This is a genomic window from Pseudomonas sp. NBRC 111119 (assembly GCF_001320125.1).
GTDB lineage: Bacteria > Pseudomonadota > Gammaproteobacteria > Pseudomonadales > Pseudomonadaceae > Aquipseudomonas > Aquipseudomonas parafulva.
The window spans coordinates 94,104-112,259 of the sequence record NZ_BCAV01000023.1 but is presented as its reverse complement, the minus strand read 5'-3'; the positions used below and the strand labels follow the sequence as shown (position 1 = coordinate 112,259).

Below are 18,156 nucleotides of genomic sequence, written 5' to 3'. Positions count from 1 at the left end.
CAGATCTCCTTAGTGTTGGCGTACCGGCTTACGCTGCAGCAAGCCGCGTGACAGACGGTCCAGCAGCAACGCAACGGCCACGATGGCCAGCCCTGCCCGTAGCCCCAGGCCCATCTCCATGCGCGTCAGGCCCCGGGTCACTTCAGCACCAAGGCCGCCAGCGCCCACCAGGCCGGCCAGCACCACCATGGCCAGCGACAGCAGGATGCACTGGTTCAGGCCTACCAGCAGTGTGGGGGCAGCCGAAGGGATCTCGATCTTGCACAGGATCACCCGGGGCGTAGCGCCCAGTGCCTGGCCCAGTTCCAGCAGGGGGCGCGGCACCTGGCGAAACGCCAATGTGGTCAGGCGCATCATGGGTGCCACCCCGTAGATCACGGTGGCCATGATGGCGGGCACCTTGCCGAGGCTGAAGATCATCACCGCAGGTATCAGGTAGACCCACGGCGGTACGGTCTGCATGATGTTCAGCACGGGGCTGGAGGCTTGCTCGAAACGCTTGAACCGAGCCGCGAGGATGCCCAGCGGGAACGCGATCATCACTGACAGCATCACGGACACTGACACCAGTGCGAGTGTCTGCATGGATGCCGTCCACAACCCCGAAAGCAGGCAGAAGCCCAGCATGGCGGCGGCCAGCACGGCCGTACGCACGTTGATCATCACCAGGGCGAGCGCGGTGACCAATGCAATCACCCCCCACGCAGGCAGCGCCAGCAGCGCCGCCTCGAAACCACCCAGCACGGCGTCAACCACACGGCTGATGAACGCAAACAACGGGTGGAAGTTGGCATTGAGCCAGTCGACCCCTGGCGCCAGCACGGCACCCGGAGAAAAGCGCATGTCAGTGAGCATTATTCTGGGCCTCACGCTGCGAAGGGGTGGCGTTCTGTGCCAGGCGGTCCAGGATCAGGGTAAGGATGACGATCGCCAGGGCGGCATCGATGGAGCGGGCAATATCGAGGGTGCGTATGGCCCCGTAGATGGCTTCGCCAAGCCCTCCCGAGCCTACGATCCCCGCAATCACCACCATGCCGAACGCCATCATCAGGCTCTGATTGACGCCAGTCATGATGCTGGGCAAGGCGAACGGCAGGCGGATCTTGAAGAACAGCTGCATTGGGCGGGTGCCGCTGGCCTCGCCCAGTTCGATGAAGGCGCGTGGGGTCATGCGAATACCCAGCGCAGTGAGGCGCAGCACCGGCGGGATAGCGACGATGAACGTCGCCACCAAGGCGGTCGCCGAGCCATAACCCAGCAGAGCAATAGCGGGTAGCAGGTAGATGTAGGGTGGCAGGGTTTGCAACAGGTCCAGCACTGGCTCGACCACACCGTCGAGCTTGGGCCACAGCCCACCGATCACACCGCATGGGATGCCGACCAGCAATGCCAATGTGGTTGCCGCCAGGACCAGCGCCAGTGTGCTCATGGTCTCGCCCCACATGCCGATCAGTGCGCATACCAGCAGACCGATGACCGTCAGCGCTGCTGATCGCCAGTGCCCCGACAGCCGCCAGGCCAGTGCGCCGATCGCCAACGCCACGACGTAAAACGGCGCCAGGTTCAGCACCCATGACAATGCATCCACCAGGCTGGTGAGCACCCCGTTGATCCAGTCGAATACTTGGGCGCCGCTGTCGGTCAACCATTCCAGCCCGGCGTCTACAGCGGCATCGAAATTGGCGGGAAAGGTCGACAGGTTCATCCCCTCGCCTCCCGCTCAGCGCCTTGCACCCCACGGAGCAGGTCGGTGGGTGTGACAATACCGATGGGCTGGCCGTCGTCCACGATCAGCAAGGCTTCACGCCTGGACAAGACCAGGCAATTGATCAGCTCGTCGAGGTCGGCCTGCGGGCTTGCAACGGGCAGCGTACCCAGGTCGATGTGGGGGTGGCGCATGCCCCACGCTGCGTGGCACGCCATCACCGAATGCGCCCTCACCAGATGCAAGCGTGAGATCCCGGCAACGAAGTCGGCCACATAGCCATCGGCCGGGTTCAATACGATGTCTTCAGCGGTACCGACCTGGATGATCACGCCGTCCTTCATGATCGCGATACGGTCGCCTAGGCGGATGGCCTCTTCCAGGTCGTGGGTAATGAAGACTGCCGACTTGCCTAGGGATTTCGTCAGGCTGCGAAACTCATCCTGCAGTTGGCGACGAATCAACGGATCCAGCGCGCTGAACGGTTCATCCATCAGGATGATCTCAGGGTCGCAGGTAAGCACCCGGGCAAGCCCCACGCGTTGCTGCATGCCCCCGGATAGCTCGCTTGGGTAGCGCGAGGCCCAATCGCTCAAACCCACCTTGTCCAGCGAGCGTTGGGCCGCCGAGAGCCGGTCGGCCTTGGCGACGCCCTGTACCTCCAGGCCAAACGCGACGTTCTCCAACACCGTCCGGTGGGGTAGCAGCGCCACGCTCTGGAACACCATGCCGATGTGCTGCGAACGGACGTTGCGTAATGCCGGGCCATCAAGTGTGGCCAAGTCTTGCCCCTTGACCAGTACCTGCCCTGCACTGGGTTCGATCAGCTTGTTCAGCAGCCTGATGAGGGTCGATTTGCCGCTGCCCGAGAGCCCCATGATGCAGAAAATCTCGCCCCGCTTGACGTCCAGGCTGACGTCGGACACCCCGATGACGCAGCCATGGTCCTGCAGTATCTGCTTTTTGGAGATGCCATGATCGCGGCTCGCCTGGATAGCATCTTGAACATGCTCGCCGAACACTTTCCACACACCACGGCAACTTACCAGCACATCATCAGCGCAACTAACTGAACTCTTCATTTCACACCCGTCAACCCAGCAATTTCTGGTTTTATTGTTTAAGTCGTTTACGGCAGTGTCAGTGGCAGATCGGCAATCATGAACGTGACCGCCCTCCTTCAGCGGTCACGCTTCAGGTCAGGGCTTTTTGATGTTTTCCCAGCGTCTGATCAACTCGGCATTACGCGAGGTCCAGTCCGCGACGGCCTGGTCCATGGTCTTGCCGTCCTTGACTTCGCCATTGATGGCGGTGATATCGCTGAGCGGCACGTAGACCCCGGCCAGCACTTCACGGGCGTGAGGGTTCTTTTCCGCGAAGCCTTTTTGCCCGATCCAGTAGTAGCCCTGCGGTGGCGGGAACACCCCTTTGGGGTCCTTGAGGAACTTGAGGTCATACTTTTGCGACATCCAGGAAGGCTCCCAGATCGTCACCGCCACCCATTCCTTGCGGTCGATGGCCGACTTCAGCGCCGCGGTCATGGCCGCAGAGCTGCCCTCCAGCAGGTTGAGCCGAATACCGTACTCGGTGACCGCTTTCGCCGCGTCGCTCATCAGCCCAGAGCCTGGCTCAATGCCAATGATCTTGTTGCTGAACTTATCGGCCTGGTCGTTGAGTTGTTCGAGGGAGTCGATGGGTACGTACTTGGGCACCGCGATGCCCTGGTACAACCCGTGTGAAACCGGGGACAACTTCTCCAGCCGGTTCTTGTTGCGGTTCCAGTAATCCTGAGCGACGTAGTCAATCTGCGACGCCAGAATCTGGATATCGCCTTTGCTCAGTGCAGCGTAGGCAATGCCCCATTCGGAAAACGATGTCACCTTGACCGTATAGCCGGAGTCTTCGAGCACTTTCTTTGTAATACCGGTAATGGGTGTCAGGTCTTCCCACGACAGGGTACCCACCTGGATCACGTTGTCTTCCGCCTGCGCGTTGAGCACCGCTGCGCTTAACATCGCGAGCGCACAGAGCGCTTTCTTCATGTAACCCATTGGCTCTTACCTTTATTGTGAATTTATAAGTGACGCCTATGCCGAGTACACGCCCGGGCTTGCGGAGGGCTCCCCACCGGGCGCGTGCAGCGAGACTGGCACGGGCGCACAAGCCGGTCAATACTCACTGAATTCTATATGTATACAAATAGAATTCTTCAACTCAGCTCAAACCTTTGAATCTTCTGCGCTTGAGCTCGTCGAGATGCTGGGCGCCGAGGCCAGGGCCAGTCGTAATCAGGAATTGTTCTGTCGTGAATGGAACAGCGCTACCGCCTGGGCTTGGGCGTAGGGTGTAACGCGTTGGCGCAATGTGAGCGGCAGATGGGCCACCGAGCGCAGCAGCGTGGGCCCTTTGATAAAAGCAGCGATGGCAAAGCCAATACCGTAGACTGACGGCGAAACACCTTCATGATTGTGTGTAGGCCTGCTGTCTAATCACCTTCTAAAGCCCTTATCCAAACCGTAGACAACCTCATGACCAACAAGAAGTCTTCCATGAATGCGCCGAAGGCCACGGATATCCCGATTGATCGCAAAGTGGTATTGAGCGAGGCACTCCGTCGCCGCATCCTGAATATGGAGCTTGCGCCTGGCGCGGTCGTCGACGAGATCGCCCTTGGCAATGAATTCGGCCTGTCCAGGCCGCCGGTGCGCGAGTTGCTACGTCAGATCGCAGCGGAGGGCTACATCGAGCTGGAAACCAACCGCGCCCCGCGGGTCGCAGCGATGAACCACGACTCCCTGCGAAGTTTCTTTCTTGCAGCACCGCTTATCTACATCGCCACCACCCAACTGGCTGCGCTGCACGCCAGCGACGCGGAGATCGAACAGCTCAAGCGTATCCAGCAGCAGTTTCGCCAGGCGATCGACAGTAAAGACGTTGAAAACCGCGTCATCCTCAACGACGCGTTCCATCTCGAGATTGGCAAGATGGCGCACAACGAGTACCTGATGCCCAGCCTGCGCCGGTTGCTGATTGATCACGCGCGCCTGGGGCGGATCTTCTACCGCCACCCCACCACCGATGACATGCAACGCGACCTTGAACTGGCCTGCGACCAGCACGACCAGATGATCGACGCCATCGAACGCCGCGACCCGCAGGCTGCTACGCAGATCGTCCAGGCCCACTGGGAGCTGTCCCGCAGGCGGATGGCCGAATACACCGCACCCAGCGGTGTTGAGGTCGCCTTGGCTTACTGATGTCGGCGCCTGGGCTCCAACGAAAAAACCACTGCCCCAAGGGGCAGTGGCCAGTTGCGTGCCGAACGCCGTCAGAACAGCAACGCGACTGCTCGGATCACGAAGCGTTGATCCAGATGGTCTTCAACTCCGTGTATTGGTCATGGGCCCAGATGGACTTGTCGCGCCCACCAAAACCAGACTCCTTGTAGCCACCGAAAGGCGTGCTTACGTCACCTTCGCCAAAGCAGTTCACGGTCACCACGCCGGCACGAATTTCACGCGAGAGGCGCAGCGCATTGCGCAGGCTGCCGGTGTACGCCGACGCTGCGAGGCCGTAAACGGTATCGTTGGCCAGTTCGATCGCCTCGTCGAGGGTTTCGAAACTGGTCACACTCAGCACCGGGCCGAAGATTTCCTCTACGAACAGTTTGCTGTCGCGGGTAACGCCATCCACAATGGTCGGCTGCACACGCAGGCCGCTCTCAGTATGGCCACCCTGCACCACGTTGAGCTTGTGCTCGTTGGCGTAGTCCAGGTAGGACTTGACCTTCTCGAAATGCGATTTGCTGACCATCGCCCCCAGGCGGTTTTCCGGGTCGAGCGGGTCGCCCAGTTTCCACGCTTTCAAATGCTTCCCGATCAGCGCCAGCAGCTCATCCTTCACGTCCTTGTGCACGATCAGGCGCGAGGACGCCGAGCAGTTCTCGCCCATGTTCCAGAACGCGCCGGCAGTGACGAACTGGGCCACTTCATCCAAGTCTTCGCAGTCGTTCATGACCACCGCCGGGTTTTTGCCACCCAGCTCCAGGACGATGCGTTTGAGGTTGGACTCTGCGGCATATTTGAGGAACAGCCGCCCCGTATCGGTGGAGCCAGTAAAGCTCACCATCGGGATATCCATGTGGCGGCCAATGGCTTCGCCCACCTCGCGGCCGCCGCCAGGCACCAGGTTGAACACCCCAGCAGGAATACCCGCCTCATGGGCCAGCTCCACCACGCGCAAGGCGCTGAGGGTGGTTTCCTTGGCGGGCTTGACCACTACCGAGCACCCGGCAGCCAGCGATGGGGCGATCTTCCAGGCCAGCATCAGCAGCGGGAAGTTCCACGGCAGCACCAGGCCGACCACACCGATGGCTTCGCGCACCACCATGGTCACTGCTGCATTGCCGGTCGGGGCGGTAGCGTCGTAGATCTTGTCGATCAGTTCGGCGTGCCAGCGGACAGTGTGGATGGTCTCCGGCACGTCGACGGTCTGGCACTCGCTGACCGGTTTGCCGCTGTCCAACGCTTCCAGCACTGCCAACTCGTGGGCGTTGTCTTCGAGCAGCTGGGCGAACTTCTGCATCACATGCTTGCGGTCGTTCGGCTGCATCTTCGACCAGGTACCCTGCTCGAACACACGTTTGGCTGCGGCCACGGCGACGTTCACGTCGTTGACATCGCAGGCTGCGACCTCGGCCAACTGCTCGCCGGTAGCCGGGTTGGTGGTGACGAAGGTATTACCCGAGATCGCATCGCGGAATTCACCGTCAATGAACGCCTGGGTGCGCAGTTGCAGGTCGGCGGCGATGGCCGCGTATTGATCCTTGCTCAGCAAGTCAGCCATGTTCAAGGCTCCTTAGTTGATCTGGGCGATGGTGGCTTTCAGTTCAGCTACAACCTGCTTGAGCGTGTCTTTCTCGGCAGCATCCAGGTCGGACAACGGTTTGCGCACACCACCGGTATTCAGGCCATTGAGGGCAACCCCGTACTTGATGGCCTGGACGAACTTGCCACCCTCGAGGAAATCCATGAGCGGCATCATCGCGGCCATGATCTTGCGGCCCTTGTCGAAGTTCTTCTCGATCACGCAGGCCTCGTACAGGGCCACGTGCTCGCGCGGGATGAAGTTGGAGCCGGCGCAGACCCAGCTCCTGGCGCCCCAGGCGAAAAATTCCAGGGCCTGATCGTCCCAGCCGCAGGACAGCTGGATGTTCGGGCGCTTGATGGCCAGGCGGTGCAACTGGGCCATGTCACCTGAGCTTTCCTTGATGGCGACGATGTTTTTCACGTCAGCCACGGCGTCGAAGAACGCTTCGCCCATGCTCACGCTCATGCGGCCGGGGTAGTTGTACAGCATGATCGGCAGGCCGGCAGCGGCATCGACCGCTTTGACGTGCAGGGCGATTTCCTGCTGGGTGGGCAGTGCGTACGGCGGGGTGCCCACCAGCAGCGCATCGGCCTTGATGTCCCTGGCATGCTGGGCGAAGGCCACGGCGTCTTCGGTGCGGATGCCGCCGGTGCCCACGATCAATGGCAGGCGGCCGTTGAGCACGTCCTTGGCCTGTGCGGCCAGTTCAACGCGCTCTTGGGAGGTGTGGGCGTAGTATTCGCCGGTTGAACCGCCGATGATGACCCCGTGCACCTTCGAATCGACCAGGTACTCGAGAACGTCGGCAAAGGCCGCTTTGTCGATCGAGCCGTCGGCCGACAACGGGGTCACTGCAGGTGTGTAGATGCCTTCGAACTTCACGGTATATCTCCAGTATGTCGTTGGATTAAAACCACGACGCACGCACGCCGCGGCTTGGCTGGGTCAAGCGAGTGACGCCGCCTGCTGCAGGTTCATGGAGCGCGTCTCAGGCGCCAGTGCGTACGAGAACGCCAGGCCGACGAACGTAACCCCCGCCGCTGCGTACATCGTTGCGCCGATGCCATAGGTGTCGAGGCCAATTGGCACGAGCCAGGTGCCCACCGCCGCCCCTACGCGAGACAGGGAGGTACCCACGCCTACTGCGCCAGCGCGGATCTCGGTCGGGAACAACTCGTTGGGGTAGACCAGTTGGAGTACCTGGGCGCCGCCAATGAACAAGGCGTATGCACCGAACAGCACCAAAATCAGCATCTCGGAGCCGGCACTGCAGGCCCCCAGGCCAAGCAGCGCCAGCCCCGACCACAGAAAGCTGTGCAGCAGTGTGGTGCGTCGGCCCAAGGTGTTGAGCAAACGGGTGGCGATGATGCAGCCGACCACGAAGAGGCTGGTGATGGCCACAGAGCCTATCGACGCCCACTCACCTTTGAGGTTGAGCGCACCCAACACCTTCGGCGCGAATGCATAAACCGCGAATACTGGGATCACCGAGCAGGTCCAGAACATCGTGACGAACAACATGCGCTTGCCGTAACCCGAGTGCAGCAGGCTAAGGAACGAGAGCTTGCGGGTCTTGGGCTCTTCGGGCAGGTTGCGCAGCGAGAACGCCTGGCCATACACCTTTTTTATGACCTGCTCGGCCTCTGCGGTTCTGCCTTTGCTGATCAACCACCGCGGTGATTCGGGGGTGCCCAGGCGCAGCGCAAACAACACGGCGCCGACCACGGCGGCACTGGCCAGCACCAGGCGCCACGCATCATCCCCACCCTGCAGCAGAATGGCCTCACCGGTCATGTAGGCCGTTGCGGCGCCCGCGAACCACAGCACCGTCAGGGTCGCCAGGCGTGGGCCACGGCTTTTCTTGGGCAAAAACTCCACCAACAGCGAAGTCGCCACCGGGTATTCAATCCCGACTGCAATGCCGATCGCGAAGCGCAAAAGGAACAGCGCGAGCGCCGAGTCGACCCAAAGCTGGGCCAACGACGCCAGGATGAAGAAGGTGGGCCCGACGAAAAAGACCCGTTTGCGACCAAACCGGTCAGTCAACCACCCGCCGCAAAACCCGCCGAAGAAGATACCCATCAGGGCGGAGGCCGCAATCATGCCCTGCCAGAAACTGGTCAGCCCCAGGCCCACGGACATCTGTGACATAGCCACGCCAATAATGCTCAGCACATAGCCGTCCACGAACGAACCGCCGCCGGACCTGACCGTCAGCAACTGGTGAAAGCGGCTGATAGGAACGTCTTCAATCGATACATCAGAGTTTGTCATTATTTTCTCCTGCTACCGCTGTAGTGCCGACCTGTTCAGCCAGCGGCCAAGCCCGGCCACGGCATTCAAGGCATTGAAAGGGCTCAGCTCTCCTTGCCTGCCCGGTATTGCCCCCACCTGAGGTTCATGTTCAAGCCCAGCGACATGAGGGGTGCGGGCGGGTTGGCATTGGGCCCGGGCGTCTTGCGCACGAAGTCGATGAGCTCGTTGTGCTCCCCCGCCAGCCAGTCGGCCAACAGTTTTCCGGTGGCCGTGCCACGGGTCACACCCAGGCCGTTGCAGCACAGGGCGCCGTACACGTTTGGCGCCAGTTCGCCGAAAAACCCCATGTGGTTACGCGACATGGCCAGGGCGCCGCCCCAGGTGTATTCGAACGGCATGTTGGGCAACATCGGGAAACGACGCGTGAAGGCGTCGCGATGACGGGCCGCGAACCTGTCGATGAACTTGCGGTTTGCGCGGCCATCCGGGTTGAAACTGAAGCTGTTACGAATGAGCAGGCGGTTGTCCGGCGTACGCCGCACCGTGGTGCCGAATGGGTCTGCAGGGATCACGCCCCAGTAAGGCTTGCCGCCCAGGCGCGCTTGTTCCTCATCGGTCATTACCCGGGTCAGGCTGGCGTAGGTGAACACCGGCAACATGCGCCCTTTCAGGAACCCGAAGCTCATGCCAAAGGCATTGGTAGTGAGCACCAGCTTGTCGGCGGTAATCGAGCCGTCGGCATGCTTGAGCACGGTCTGAGCGCCATAGGCGACGTCGGTGATCGGCGTGTGTTCGTACAACGTGACATTGGCGGGCAGGTGATCTGCCAGGCCTTTGACCAGTGCCGAGGGTTGCACCAGCGAGGTACCCGGTGTGAACAGCGCCTTGCGGTAGAAGTGGGTGCCGATGTGCTCAGGCAACTCATCCGCCTCGATCATCTGATAGGGCTGTTCGAGTTTGTCCAGACCCCGTCGATAGGCTTCCAGCACCGCAATACCGCGCGGCTCGACGGCCGCCTGGTATTTGCCGCAATGCTTCATCTGGCAGTCGATCTGGTAACGCTCCACCAGGTCCTTGAGCAATGACTGGCCACTGATGTTGAGCTTGAGGGTGGTACGGGCAATGCCAATGTCACCGATGTAGTCTTCGGCGCCGATATCGTGCGGCAGGTCGATTGCAAAGCCGGCGTTACGGCCAGACGAGCCGTAGCCCACCTCCTGGGCCTCCAGCAGAACGACCTGGTCATCCGGAAAATGCAATGCCAATTGCCGAGCAGCGGCCAGGCCCGTAAAGCCAGCACCCACCACCACCCAGCGAGCATGGGTATGGCCGGTATGTGGGGGCTTGATCTGCCGCCCTTTACTGAGGTGGTACCAGCCGCATGTTGTGTCGTCAGCGGGCAACGAACTTATTTTTATCATTTCAGGAACCAGTTGTTGTTGTTAGCGCCTGTTCCTCATCCCGCCTCGCGATCACGTGGCAATCGGTGAACCGAGCCTGCACGGCCCGAGTTATCGAAGCTCGCGGAGGTCGTACGATGGCGCTATGTCTATAGTCTGTATACTGAATATAGGCAGCGTTAGACAGTGTGTCTACAGATATTTTTCTGCTTTCGATACCGCTCACAGCCGCACGCGCGCGGCACGTCTGTTAGCGACTCAATCATGTCTATTTACGCCTGAACGCTACCGGATACCCACGTTTTAAATACCGCCGCAGGCTCCATACCCATCTACTGTATTCATTGTCTATCTTTGGTATACATTAGCCGCTGCCTGCCCTAGCACCCTCTGCCAGTGCGTTTAACCCGCCTTGAATATTCGAGAAATCCGCCGTGAACCCGACGCGCAACTTCAGCAATACCCTAAGCGGTCACAACTCACGCTTCACGCCCCCGGTCGATGCTGGTGTCAGGCAGCAGACGCAGGTTGGCTTCCTGCTGCTTGAGCACTTTTCCCTTCCTGCGTTCACGCAGGCGCTGGATACACTCGTCACCGCCAACCTGATCCAGCCCGGAAGTTGCGCCAGCAGCACCTTCAGTGTTGACGGGGCCGCCGTCACCAGCGACCTGGGCATTGTGATCTGCCCCGCAGCAGCCATCACCGCAGGCCTTCAGCAGCCACTCGACTTACTGGTGATCTGCGCAGGGTTGCGCACCCCACTGGTCGCTTCGGTGCAATTGACGGGTTGGCTGCAGGCGCTCGCGCACAAAGGTGTCGCACTTGCAGGGCTTTGGAATGGTGCATGGTTCATGAGCCAGGCCGGCCTGCTGGATGGCTACCGCTGCACCGTGCACCCAGAGCACCGGGCCGCAGTGGCCGAGACAGCGCCGCGCAGCCATGTCAGCTCCGAGAGCTTCGTGGTGGACCGGGACCGCTTGAGCGCTGCCAGCCCTGCCGGCGCGTTCAATATGGTGCTCGAATGGCTGGGCACGAAACGGGGTACGCAACTCACCGACGGCATCACCGCGATCCTGGCTTTCGAGGCGTCGCGCTACCGCCGCGCCAGCCCCGCTCCCCATGCGAACATCAGCGAGCCTTTGCGCGAGGCCATCAACCTGATGAGCGCCAACCTTGAAGAGCCCTTGAGCCAGGATCAGCTGGCCAGCTATGTAGGCCGTTCGAAGCGGCAGATAGGCCGGCTGTTTCAGCACCAACTGGGCACTACCCCAGTTCGGTACTACATGGAGCTGCGCATTACCGAAAGCCGCCGCCTGCTGCAGTACTCAGAGCTGCCACTACTGAGTGTGGCGATTGCCTGCGGCTTCGTTTCGGCGAGCCATTTCAGCAAATGCTATACGGCATTTTTCGGCTACAGCCCTTCCAAGGAAAAACGCTTTGGGTGCATTAAAAGCATGCAGCGTGAAGTGAAGTGAGCCACGGCCCCATCAACAGCGCACCTGGGGCTCAGTGCCCGGTTCGCGGCGTCAATGGGGGGTAGGCTTGCAGCGCGCACCGAGTACTGTTGCCAGAACAACCATCAATGCCCCTGCAGCCATGCGCAGCGATGGCTCATCCTCGAACAGCCACCACGCGCCAAGGATGGCGTAAACGGGCTCCAAGGCAATGATCATGCCCGCGGTACGCGCTTGCAAACCCTCCAGACTCTTGACGAAGAGAAACTGCGAAAGCCCGGTGCTGAACACGCCGAGCAGCGCCAGGTACATCCAGTCCTGTGCATGCAGACCGGTAGCCGGCAGATGATCAAACGCGAAGGGCACCATCAGCAGGGCAACCACAACGTTCTGCCAGAACGCCACCTGCAAGGCTTTCATGTGCGTGGTGTGCCGCCGGTTCACCACTGCCAGCAACGCAAATGAAACGCCCGAGCCCAGCCCCCAGATCAGCCCCACAGTGCCCTCGTTGAGCAGGTCGAACGTAGGCACCACCAGTACCAGGCCAGCCGTTACCATCAGCAGTAACAGCCCTTCGCTACGGCTGATGCATTCGCGGAAGAACAGCAGGTCGATGAGGGCAATGAAGGCCGGGAAGCTGGCGAAACCGAGCGTGGCTACCGCTACCCCTCCGACCTTTACGGCAATGAAGAATGTCACCCAGTGTGCTGCCAGCAACGTGCCGGTAAGGCCGAGCACGGGTACGTTGCGCCAGGTCAGGGCGTCAAGTAGACGCGTGCCTTTAAGGCCCGCAACGAAACCCAGCGCGATGAAGGCAAAGGTCGCCCGGCCAAAGGTGATGATACTGGCGTCTGCCAGGATCAACGCCCCGAGGATACCGGTAAGGCCGAACAGCAAGGCGGCGATATGCGCCCAGAGCAATGCATTGCGATGACCGGTGGCAACACCGGCCGCAGAAACAGAAGTAGCGATCATGGCAGTCGTCTCAATAGGTGCGCGAACGCAATCCGCACAGTCGCAGCGCGGCGTTGAGTGTGATTGGAGATTTATAGTTATGAGGTGCTACCGGCGGGCCGGTGCGGGGCGCTGCAGCGTTGGAATTATGAGACGAGGCTGCTTACTCGTAGATAGTGCAGCGGCTTACCGGTAGCGCGCAGTAAGCCGTTATGTGAATTATGGCCCGCCAACAGGGGCCTCTATCGCCTTGAGAGGACGTGCCCTTGTCAAATGTAGACACGCCAAGCAGAACACCCACCTGAGGCAGCCCAGGTAAGGGTCGGAGCATGAGGGCAACGTCGCACCTTGTGCTGACAGTGTTCGCCCAGAGCATGATGGCAACGCTTCCAACCTCCTACTCTGCCACCTTGCCACAGGCGTAACCCTTGAAAAACTAACCACCCGATGCCACGGAACCACCTTGCATGCCCATCGAATTCAGACCCGCTCTAGCCTCGGATGCGCACGATATCGCGCGCTTCTTTCAACTGACCTCAGAGGGCATGGCCGATTACATATGGAGCAAGCTCGCCGCACCGGGTGAAGCACTGCTCAGTGTCGGTGCGGCCCGTTATGCCCGGGAGCAGGGTGACTTCTCCTACAGGAACTGCCTGATGGCCACCGACGCAGGGCGCGTCATCGGCATGATGCACAGCTACGCCTTGCACGCCACGCCCGACGGGCATGTCGAGACCGACCCGGTGCTTGCGCCTTATGCCGACATGGAAATACCCAACACCTTGTACATCTCCAGCCTGGCCCTGGATGAGGCCTGGCGCGGCCAGGGGCTTGGCGTGCAGTTTCTTCGCCATGCCCAGCAGCGCGCCGATGCTGCCGGGCTGGAGGGGCTATGCCTGATCGATTATGCAGAAAACCACGGCGCACGCCGGTTCTATGAACGCCATGGCTTCCAGATTGTTAAAACCTGCCAGATCGTTGCGCACCCGATGCTGGGCGTCACCGGTGACGCCTACTTGATGTATCGTCCTACCCACAACCTGCTCGAGAAATAATGATGAACAAGACGCTGACCGTATTCCGCGACCTGGATATCCAACCGGTGCGCGACCTTCCCTTTTTCGAAGAGGTCCTGGAAGGTAACCCCCACACGCTGACCTCCAAGTACTATCACGATGAACAGCAAGGCCGCATTTCCGGGGAGTGGGAAGCCAGCATCGGCGCCTGGCGCATCGACTACAAAGTCTGGGAGTTCTGCCACGTTCTGGGTGGGCGCTGCGTGATCGAGCTCGAGGGTTGCGCCCCGGTCACACTCGCCGCTGGCGACACGTTCATTATCGAACCAGGCGCCAAGGGCAAATGGACTGTGCTCGAAGACATGAAGAAGAATTTTGTGATCCTCGTGCCCGCCAGCGCGTGACTTGTCTCGGCATCAGGCTGAGCCTCTGTGGCAGTGCAGCAGCGGTTTCGGGCACAAACGCATAATCTGCTATTGTTCGCGCCCTGCATCAAGGCAATGACAGCCTGAATCACTGACAAGGAGCGTTGCGATGAAACACCCAGGGCGACTGAGCGGCGGCCAATTCGACGCGTTCATGGCGCGGTTTTTCCCAAGCTTTGCGGGCGGCTTTTTGCTCTGTGCGCTGGCGTCAGGAAGCGGCATCGCGCTCTGGCAACACAGTTATCTGCGTGGTGTGCCTGACAGCGGGAACTACGCCATGGCAGTACTGCTGGGCCTGGTACTACTGCTGTGCACAGGTCAGTTCGCCTTCATCCGGGGTTTGCGTTGGGGCATCTGGCTGGTAGTGCCTTGCCTGCTGGCGCCCGCGCTGGTAGCCGCCAGCCTGTTCGGTACTCGCTACGCCGGCCCAGGGCAACTGGCGGTGCTGGCACTGGCCCTGCTGGGTTTGCTGGTGATCAACAGCAAACGCCATCGCGGCATGCGCCAGCGCTTGCATGAAATGCGCCTGCAACGCAAAGGCGTACTGCCGGCAACCCCCGCTGACCACTTCCCGGACGGCGCACCACCCAGCAAACCCTGGTTAGCGCGGGTGGTGCTGGGTTTGCTGGTCATCATGGTGGCCTGCAAGATCTACCTGGTTTTCTGGGGCTGATCGCAGGCGAGCACCGCCGAGCTTTCCGACAGCCACACTGGAAATACCCGCGAGTCTCATGATCCCTCAGGGCCTTCGCCAGAACGATGCATCCACCCGCACCCGCTTCGGGAGCAGTTTGTGCTCGAAAAACAGGTCAGCCGTTTTCTGCTGAGCCGCAGCCACCGCGTCACTCACCGGCAGTACCGGTGATGGCGGCCGGTGGCTGAAGCTGCGCTGCACCACCGCCTCCGGCAGGCCCATGAACGCCGCCAGCAACCGCACGCTGCCGGCTTCGTCGCTGCGGGTCAGCGCCTCGGCACGGCTGATTTCGTCAAGCACCTGCGCGACGAACCGTGGGTGGCCCTGTACATAGGCCCGGGCGCCCAGCATGAAGGGGCCACTCAAGCCCAACCCCTCCCCGTCGGCCAGCAGCCGCGCCTTGCCCTCAAGTGCCATGGCCGAATAGAAAGGGTCCCAGATCGCCCACGCATCCACGCTGCCACGCTCGAAGGCAGCGCGGGCGTCAGCCGGGGCCAGAAACACCCACTGTACGTCGCGGATGCTCAAGCCAGCCTTTGCCAGCGCACGCAGCACCAAGTTGTGCGCACTCGACCCCTTCTGCAGGGCGATACGCTTGCCCTTGAGCCCGGCCACCTGGGTAATCGGGCTGCCATTGGGCACCAGGATCACTTCGGCCTGGGGTTTGGCGGGCTCAGCCCCGATGTACAGCAGGTCGGCCCCTGCTGCCTGAGCGAAGATCGGGGGTATGTCACCGGTGGCGCCAATGTCCAGGCTGCCGATGTTCAGCGCCTCGAGCATCTGCGGCCCCGCGGGAAACTCCAGCCACTGGACCTGAGTGTTCGGGAAGCGCTGTTCCAGCAACTGGTGCTGCTTGGCCAGCACCAGGCTGATCGAGCCCTTTTGATAACCAATGCGCAGGCTGGGCGGGTCGCCGGCATGGGCGAGGCCCGCCAGCGCCGCCAGCAGCAGTAGGGCAACACGTGCAAGCGCCATGGTTTATTCCTTCCAGTCGGTCGAGGGTTTTTCCCAGAGGTTTATCCCGCCTTCAACGGCGTACTGGTCAATGGCCGCCAGCTCCTCGGCGCTGAACGCCAGGTTGTCGAGGGCCGCGACGTTTTCGGTGATCTGTTCCGGCCGGCTGGCACCGATCAGTGCCGAGGTCACCCGTGCGTCGCGCAAGGTCCAGGCCAATGCCAGCTGGGCCAGGCTCTGGCCACGCTGGTGGGCGATGGCGTTCAGGGCGCGCGCACGGGCGATGTTGGCTTCGGACAAATGCTGGGGCAGCAGCGACCCGCCGCCTGCGCGGTTCACCCGTGCATCGGCCGGAATGCCGTCAAGGTACTTGTCGCTGAGCAGCCCCTGGGCCAACGCGGTGAACACGATCACCCCGGCCCCCACGGCCGCAGTGGTGTCGAGCAGGTCGCGCTCTATCCAGCGGTTGAACAGGTTGTAGGACGGCTGGTGGATCAGTAGCGGCACGTTGAGCGTGTCGAGCAGCGCTGCCATCTCGGCGGTTTTGCCTGCCGAGTAGGACGAGATACCGATGTACAACGCTTTGCCCTGGCGCACGATATCGGCCAGCGCAATGGCCGTTTCTTCCAGCGGGGTATCGGCGTCGAAGCGGTGGGAATAGAAAATATCCACGTAGTCCAGCCCCAGGCGCGCCAGGCTCTGGTCCAGGCTGGCGATCAGGTATTTGCGCGAGCTGCCGCCCTGCCCGTACGGCCCGGGCCACATGTCCCAACCGGCCTTGCTGGAGATGATCAGTTCATCCCGGTAGCTGCGCAGGTCCTCGCGCAGCAGGCGGCCGAAATTCACCTCGGCGCTGCCGTACGGCGGGCCGTAATTGTTGGCCAGGTCAAAATGGTTGATACCGGCATCAAAGGCGGTATGCAGCAGGGCGCGCTGGGTGCTGATGGGCGTGGCATCACCAAAATTGTGCCACAGCCCCAATGACAGGGCCGGTAGCACCAGGCCACTGCGCCCTACCCGGCGGTAGGGCATGCGTGCATAACGGTCGGGGTTTGCGTGATAGCTCATGGGGGTTCTCGTCAAACAAAATGGGTGTTGGCCGGGCGTTGCAGGCCTAGATGCTCGCGCAGCGTCTTGCCTTCATAGTGGCGACGGAACAGGCCACGTCGCTGCAGTTCGGGCACCACGTGCAGGGCGAAGTCTTCGAGCCCCAACGGCAGGTGGGGGACCAGTACGTTGAAGCCATCGGCTGCACCGCCTTCGAACCAGGCCTGCAGTTCATCGGCAATCTGCGACGGCGTGCCCACCACGCTGTGGTGCCCTCGCCCCCCGGCGATGCGTCGGCCCAGCTGCGCCAAGGTCAGTTGCTCGCTGCCGGCCAGCTCGGTCAGTAAAGCCTGGCGGCTGCGCTGGCCGTTGTCGGTGGGCGGCAGCGGGGGTAGCGGGCCGTCCAGCGGGTAGCCGGACAGGTCGAAGTTGCCCAGCATGCGCCCCAGCAGGCCCACCCCGACACGGGGGTCGACCAGGTCCTGAAACGCTTGGTACTTGTCTTCGGCTTGTGCCTGGGTTTGCCCCACTACCACGAATACACCGGGCATGATCCTCAGGGCGCTCTCATCCCTCCCGTACCTGGCCAGTCGCCCTTTCAGGTCGGCGTAGAACGCCCGCGCCTTTTCCAGGCTGGGCTGTGCGGTGAACACCACTTCGGCGCTCTGTGCCGCCAACGCGCGGCCGGCTTCTGAGGAACCCGCCTGGACCAGTACGGGCCGCCCCTGGGGCGAGCGGGCCACATTCAGCGGGCCTTTGACACGGAAATGCTCACCGGCGTGGTCGAGCGTGCGCACCGCATGGGGCGGGTGAAACAGGCCGCTGGCTTTGTCGCGCACGAAGGCATCGTCCGCCCAGCTGTCCCACAAGCCTTGCACGACCTGCTGGAATTCACGGGCACGGGCGTAGCGCTCGGCGTGCGAAATATGCGCCTCAAGGCCGAAGTTACCGGCCTCGGCGGCCGCGTCAGAGGTCACCAGGTTCCACCCGGCACGCCCCGCAGACAAATGATCCAGCGAAGCGAATTTACGTGCCACATGGTACGGCTCGTTGTAACTGGTGGTGGCGGTTGCGATCAGCCCGATGCGCTCGGTGACCGCGCTGAGCGCCGACAGCAGGGTCAACGGTTCGAAGTACACCGAGCGGGCGCTCAGGCTCGCCCAGGGTTCGGCGGGCGCTGCCACGCTGTCGGCGACGAACAGGGCGTCGAAGCACGCCGCTTCGGCGATCTGCGCCGTGCGCCGGTAGATGGCAAAGTCCAGCGGGTCCGCCGGCACCTGCGGGTGGCGCCAGGCGGCAACGTGGTGCCCGGTAGCCATCAGAAACGCGCCCAGGCTCATTCGACGGGACATGGGGTTCTCCTTCAATACACAAATACGGCA

17 protein-coding genes are annotated in these 18,156 nt (G+C 61.7%); 5 read left to right on the top strand and 12 right to left on the bottom strand.

The window, feature by feature from the left end; genetic code table 11:
• Window positions 1-9: 9 nt before the first annotated feature.
• The 4 genes from APH25_RS10660 to APH25_RS10645 form a co-directional block, all read right to left on the bottom strand.
• Window positions 10-858, bottom strand: coding sequence for a proline/glycine betaine ABC transporter permease (locus APH25_RS10660; RefSeq protein ID WP_218186308.1), 849 nt, complete (start codon window positions 856-858; stop codon window positions 10-12).
• On the bottom strand, window positions 845-1,705 hold the full coding sequence (locus APH25_RS10655) for a proline/glycine betaine ABC transporter permease (RefSeq protein WP_060481880.1): 861 nt from the start codon (window positions 1,703-1,705) through the stop codon (window positions 845-847). The genes APH25_RS10660 and APH25_RS10655 overlap by 14 nt, the downstream gene beginning before the upstream one ends.
• The gene (locus APH25_RS10650; RefSeq protein WP_060481879.1) at window positions 1,702-2,787 is read right to left on the bottom strand and encodes a glycine betaine/L-proline ABC transporter ATP-binding protein; all 1,086 of its coding nucleotides are present in this window, start codon (window positions 2,785-2,787) and stop codon (window positions 1,702-1,704) included. The genes APH25_RS10655 and APH25_RS10650 overlap by 4 nt, the downstream gene beginning before the upstream one ends.
• A gap of 117 nt (window positions 2,788-2,904) precedes the next feature.
• Window positions 2,905-3,756: a glycine betaine ABC transporter substrate-binding protein gene (locus tag APH25_RS10645; RefSeq protein ID WP_060481878.1), complete on the bottom strand. Its 852-nt coding sequence runs from the start codon at window positions 3,754-3,756 to the stop codon at window positions 2,905-2,907.
• A 498-nt stretch (window positions 3,757-4,254) separates the two neighbouring features.
• Here APH25_RS10645 and APH25_RS10640 point away from each other — a divergent pair, with 498 nt between their 5' ends.
• Window positions 4,255-4,962, top strand: a complete 708-nt coding sequence (locus APH25_RS10640) for a GntR family transcriptional regulator (protein WP_028634259.1) — start codon at window positions 4,255-4,257, stop codon at window positions 4,960-4,962.
• Window positions 4,963-5,059: 97 nt separating this feature from the next.
• Here the strand turns inward: APH25_RS10640 and APH25_RS10635 are convergent, their stop codons facing one another.
• From APH25_RS10635 to APH25_RS10620, 4 genes are all read right to left on the bottom strand, one after another.
• Complete coding sequence (locus APH25_RS10635) at window positions 5,060-6,550, bottom strand: aldehyde dehydrogenase (RefSeq protein ID WP_060481877.1); 1,491 nt, start codon at window positions 6,548-6,550, stop codon at window positions 5,060-5,062.
• A 12-nt stretch (window positions 6,551-6,562) separates the two neighbouring features.
• Window positions 6,563-7,456 carry a dihydrodipicolinate synthase family protein gene (locus APH25_RS10630; RefSeq protein WP_028634261.1) on the bottom strand — a complete coding sequence of 298 codons (894 nt, stop codon included), beginning with the start codon at window positions 7,454-7,456 and terminating at the stop codon, window positions 6,563-6,565.
• A gap of 63 nt (window positions 7,457-7,519) precedes the next feature.
• Complete coding sequence (locus APH25_RS10625) at window positions 7,520-8,848, bottom strand: MFS transporter (protein WP_060481876.1); 1,329 nt, start codon at window positions 8,846-8,848, stop codon at window positions 7,520-7,522.
• 83 nt (window positions 8,849-8,931) lie between these two features.
• Entirely contained in the window at window positions 8,932-10,251 is a 1,320-nt protein-coding gene (locus tag APH25_RS10620) for an FAD-binding oxidoreductase (protein ID WP_060481875.1), read from the bottom strand.
• Window positions 10,252-10,664: 413 nt separating this feature from the next.
• Between APH25_RS10620 and APH25_RS10615 the strand changes: the two genes are divergently transcribed.
• Window positions 10,665-11,705 (top strand): GlxA family transcriptional regulator, encoded by a 1,041-nt coding sequence (locus APH25_RS10615; protein ID WP_028634264.1) that lies wholly within the window; start codon window positions 10,665-10,667, stop codon window positions 11,703-11,705.
• Window positions 11,706-11,756: 51 nt separating this feature from the next.
• On the opposite strand, the gene APH25_RS10610 is transcribed toward APH25_RS10615, so the two are convergent.
• Window positions 11,757-12,659, bottom strand: a complete 903-nt coding sequence (locus APH25_RS10610; protein WP_060481874.1) for a DMT family transporter — start codon at window positions 12,657-12,659, stop codon at window positions 11,757-11,759.
• A gap of 446 nt (window positions 12,660-13,105) precedes the next feature.
• Here APH25_RS10610 and APH25_RS10605 point away from each other — a divergent pair, with 446 nt between their 5' ends.
• From APH25_RS10605 to APH25_RS10595, 3 genes are all read left to right on the top strand, one after another.
• Entirely contained in the window at window positions 13,106-13,693 is a 588-nt protein-coding gene (locus APH25_RS10605; RefSeq protein WP_060481873.1) for a GNAT family N-acetyltransferase, read from the top strand.
• A 2-nt stretch (window positions 13,694-13,695) separates the two neighbouring features.
• On the top strand, window positions 13,696-14,058 hold the full coding sequence (locus APH25_RS10600; protein ID WP_060481872.1) for a cupin domain-containing protein: 363 nt from the start codon (window positions 13,696-13,698) through the stop codon (window positions 14,056-14,058).
• Between the two features lie 130 nt (window positions 14,059-14,188).
• Entirely contained in the window at window positions 14,189-14,752 is a 564-nt protein-coding gene (locus APH25_RS10595; protein WP_050577099.1) for a hypothetical protein, read from the top strand.
• Window positions 14,753-14,818: 66 nt separating this feature from the next.
• Here APH25_RS10595 and APH25_RS10590 read toward each other — a convergent pair whose 3' ends face one another.
• The 3 genes from APH25_RS10590 to APH25_RS10580 are packed head-to-tail and all read right to left on the bottom strand — an operon-like array spanning window position 14,819 to window position 18,126.
• Complete coding sequence (locus APH25_RS10590) at window positions 14,819-15,748, bottom strand: aliphatic sulfonate ABC transporter substrate-binding protein (protein ID WP_060481871.1); 930 nt, start codon at window positions 15,746-15,748, stop codon at window positions 14,819-14,821.
• Between the two features lie 3 nt (window positions 15,749-15,751).
• Window positions 15,752-16,795 carry an L-glyceraldehyde 3-phosphate reductase gene (mgrA, locus tag APH25_RS10585; protein WP_060481870.1) on the bottom strand — a complete coding sequence of 348 codons (1,044 nt, stop codon included), beginning with the start codon at window positions 16,793-16,795 and terminating at the stop codon, window positions 15,752-15,754.
• 11 nt (window positions 16,796-16,806) lie between these two features.
• A complete protein-coding gene (locus tag APH25_RS10580; protein ID WP_060481869.1) occupies window positions 16,807-18,126 on the bottom strand; it encodes an LLM class flavin-dependent oxidoreductase in 1,320 nt (439 codons plus the stop codon).
• Between the last annotated feature and the right edge of the window lie 30 nt (window positions 18,127-18,156).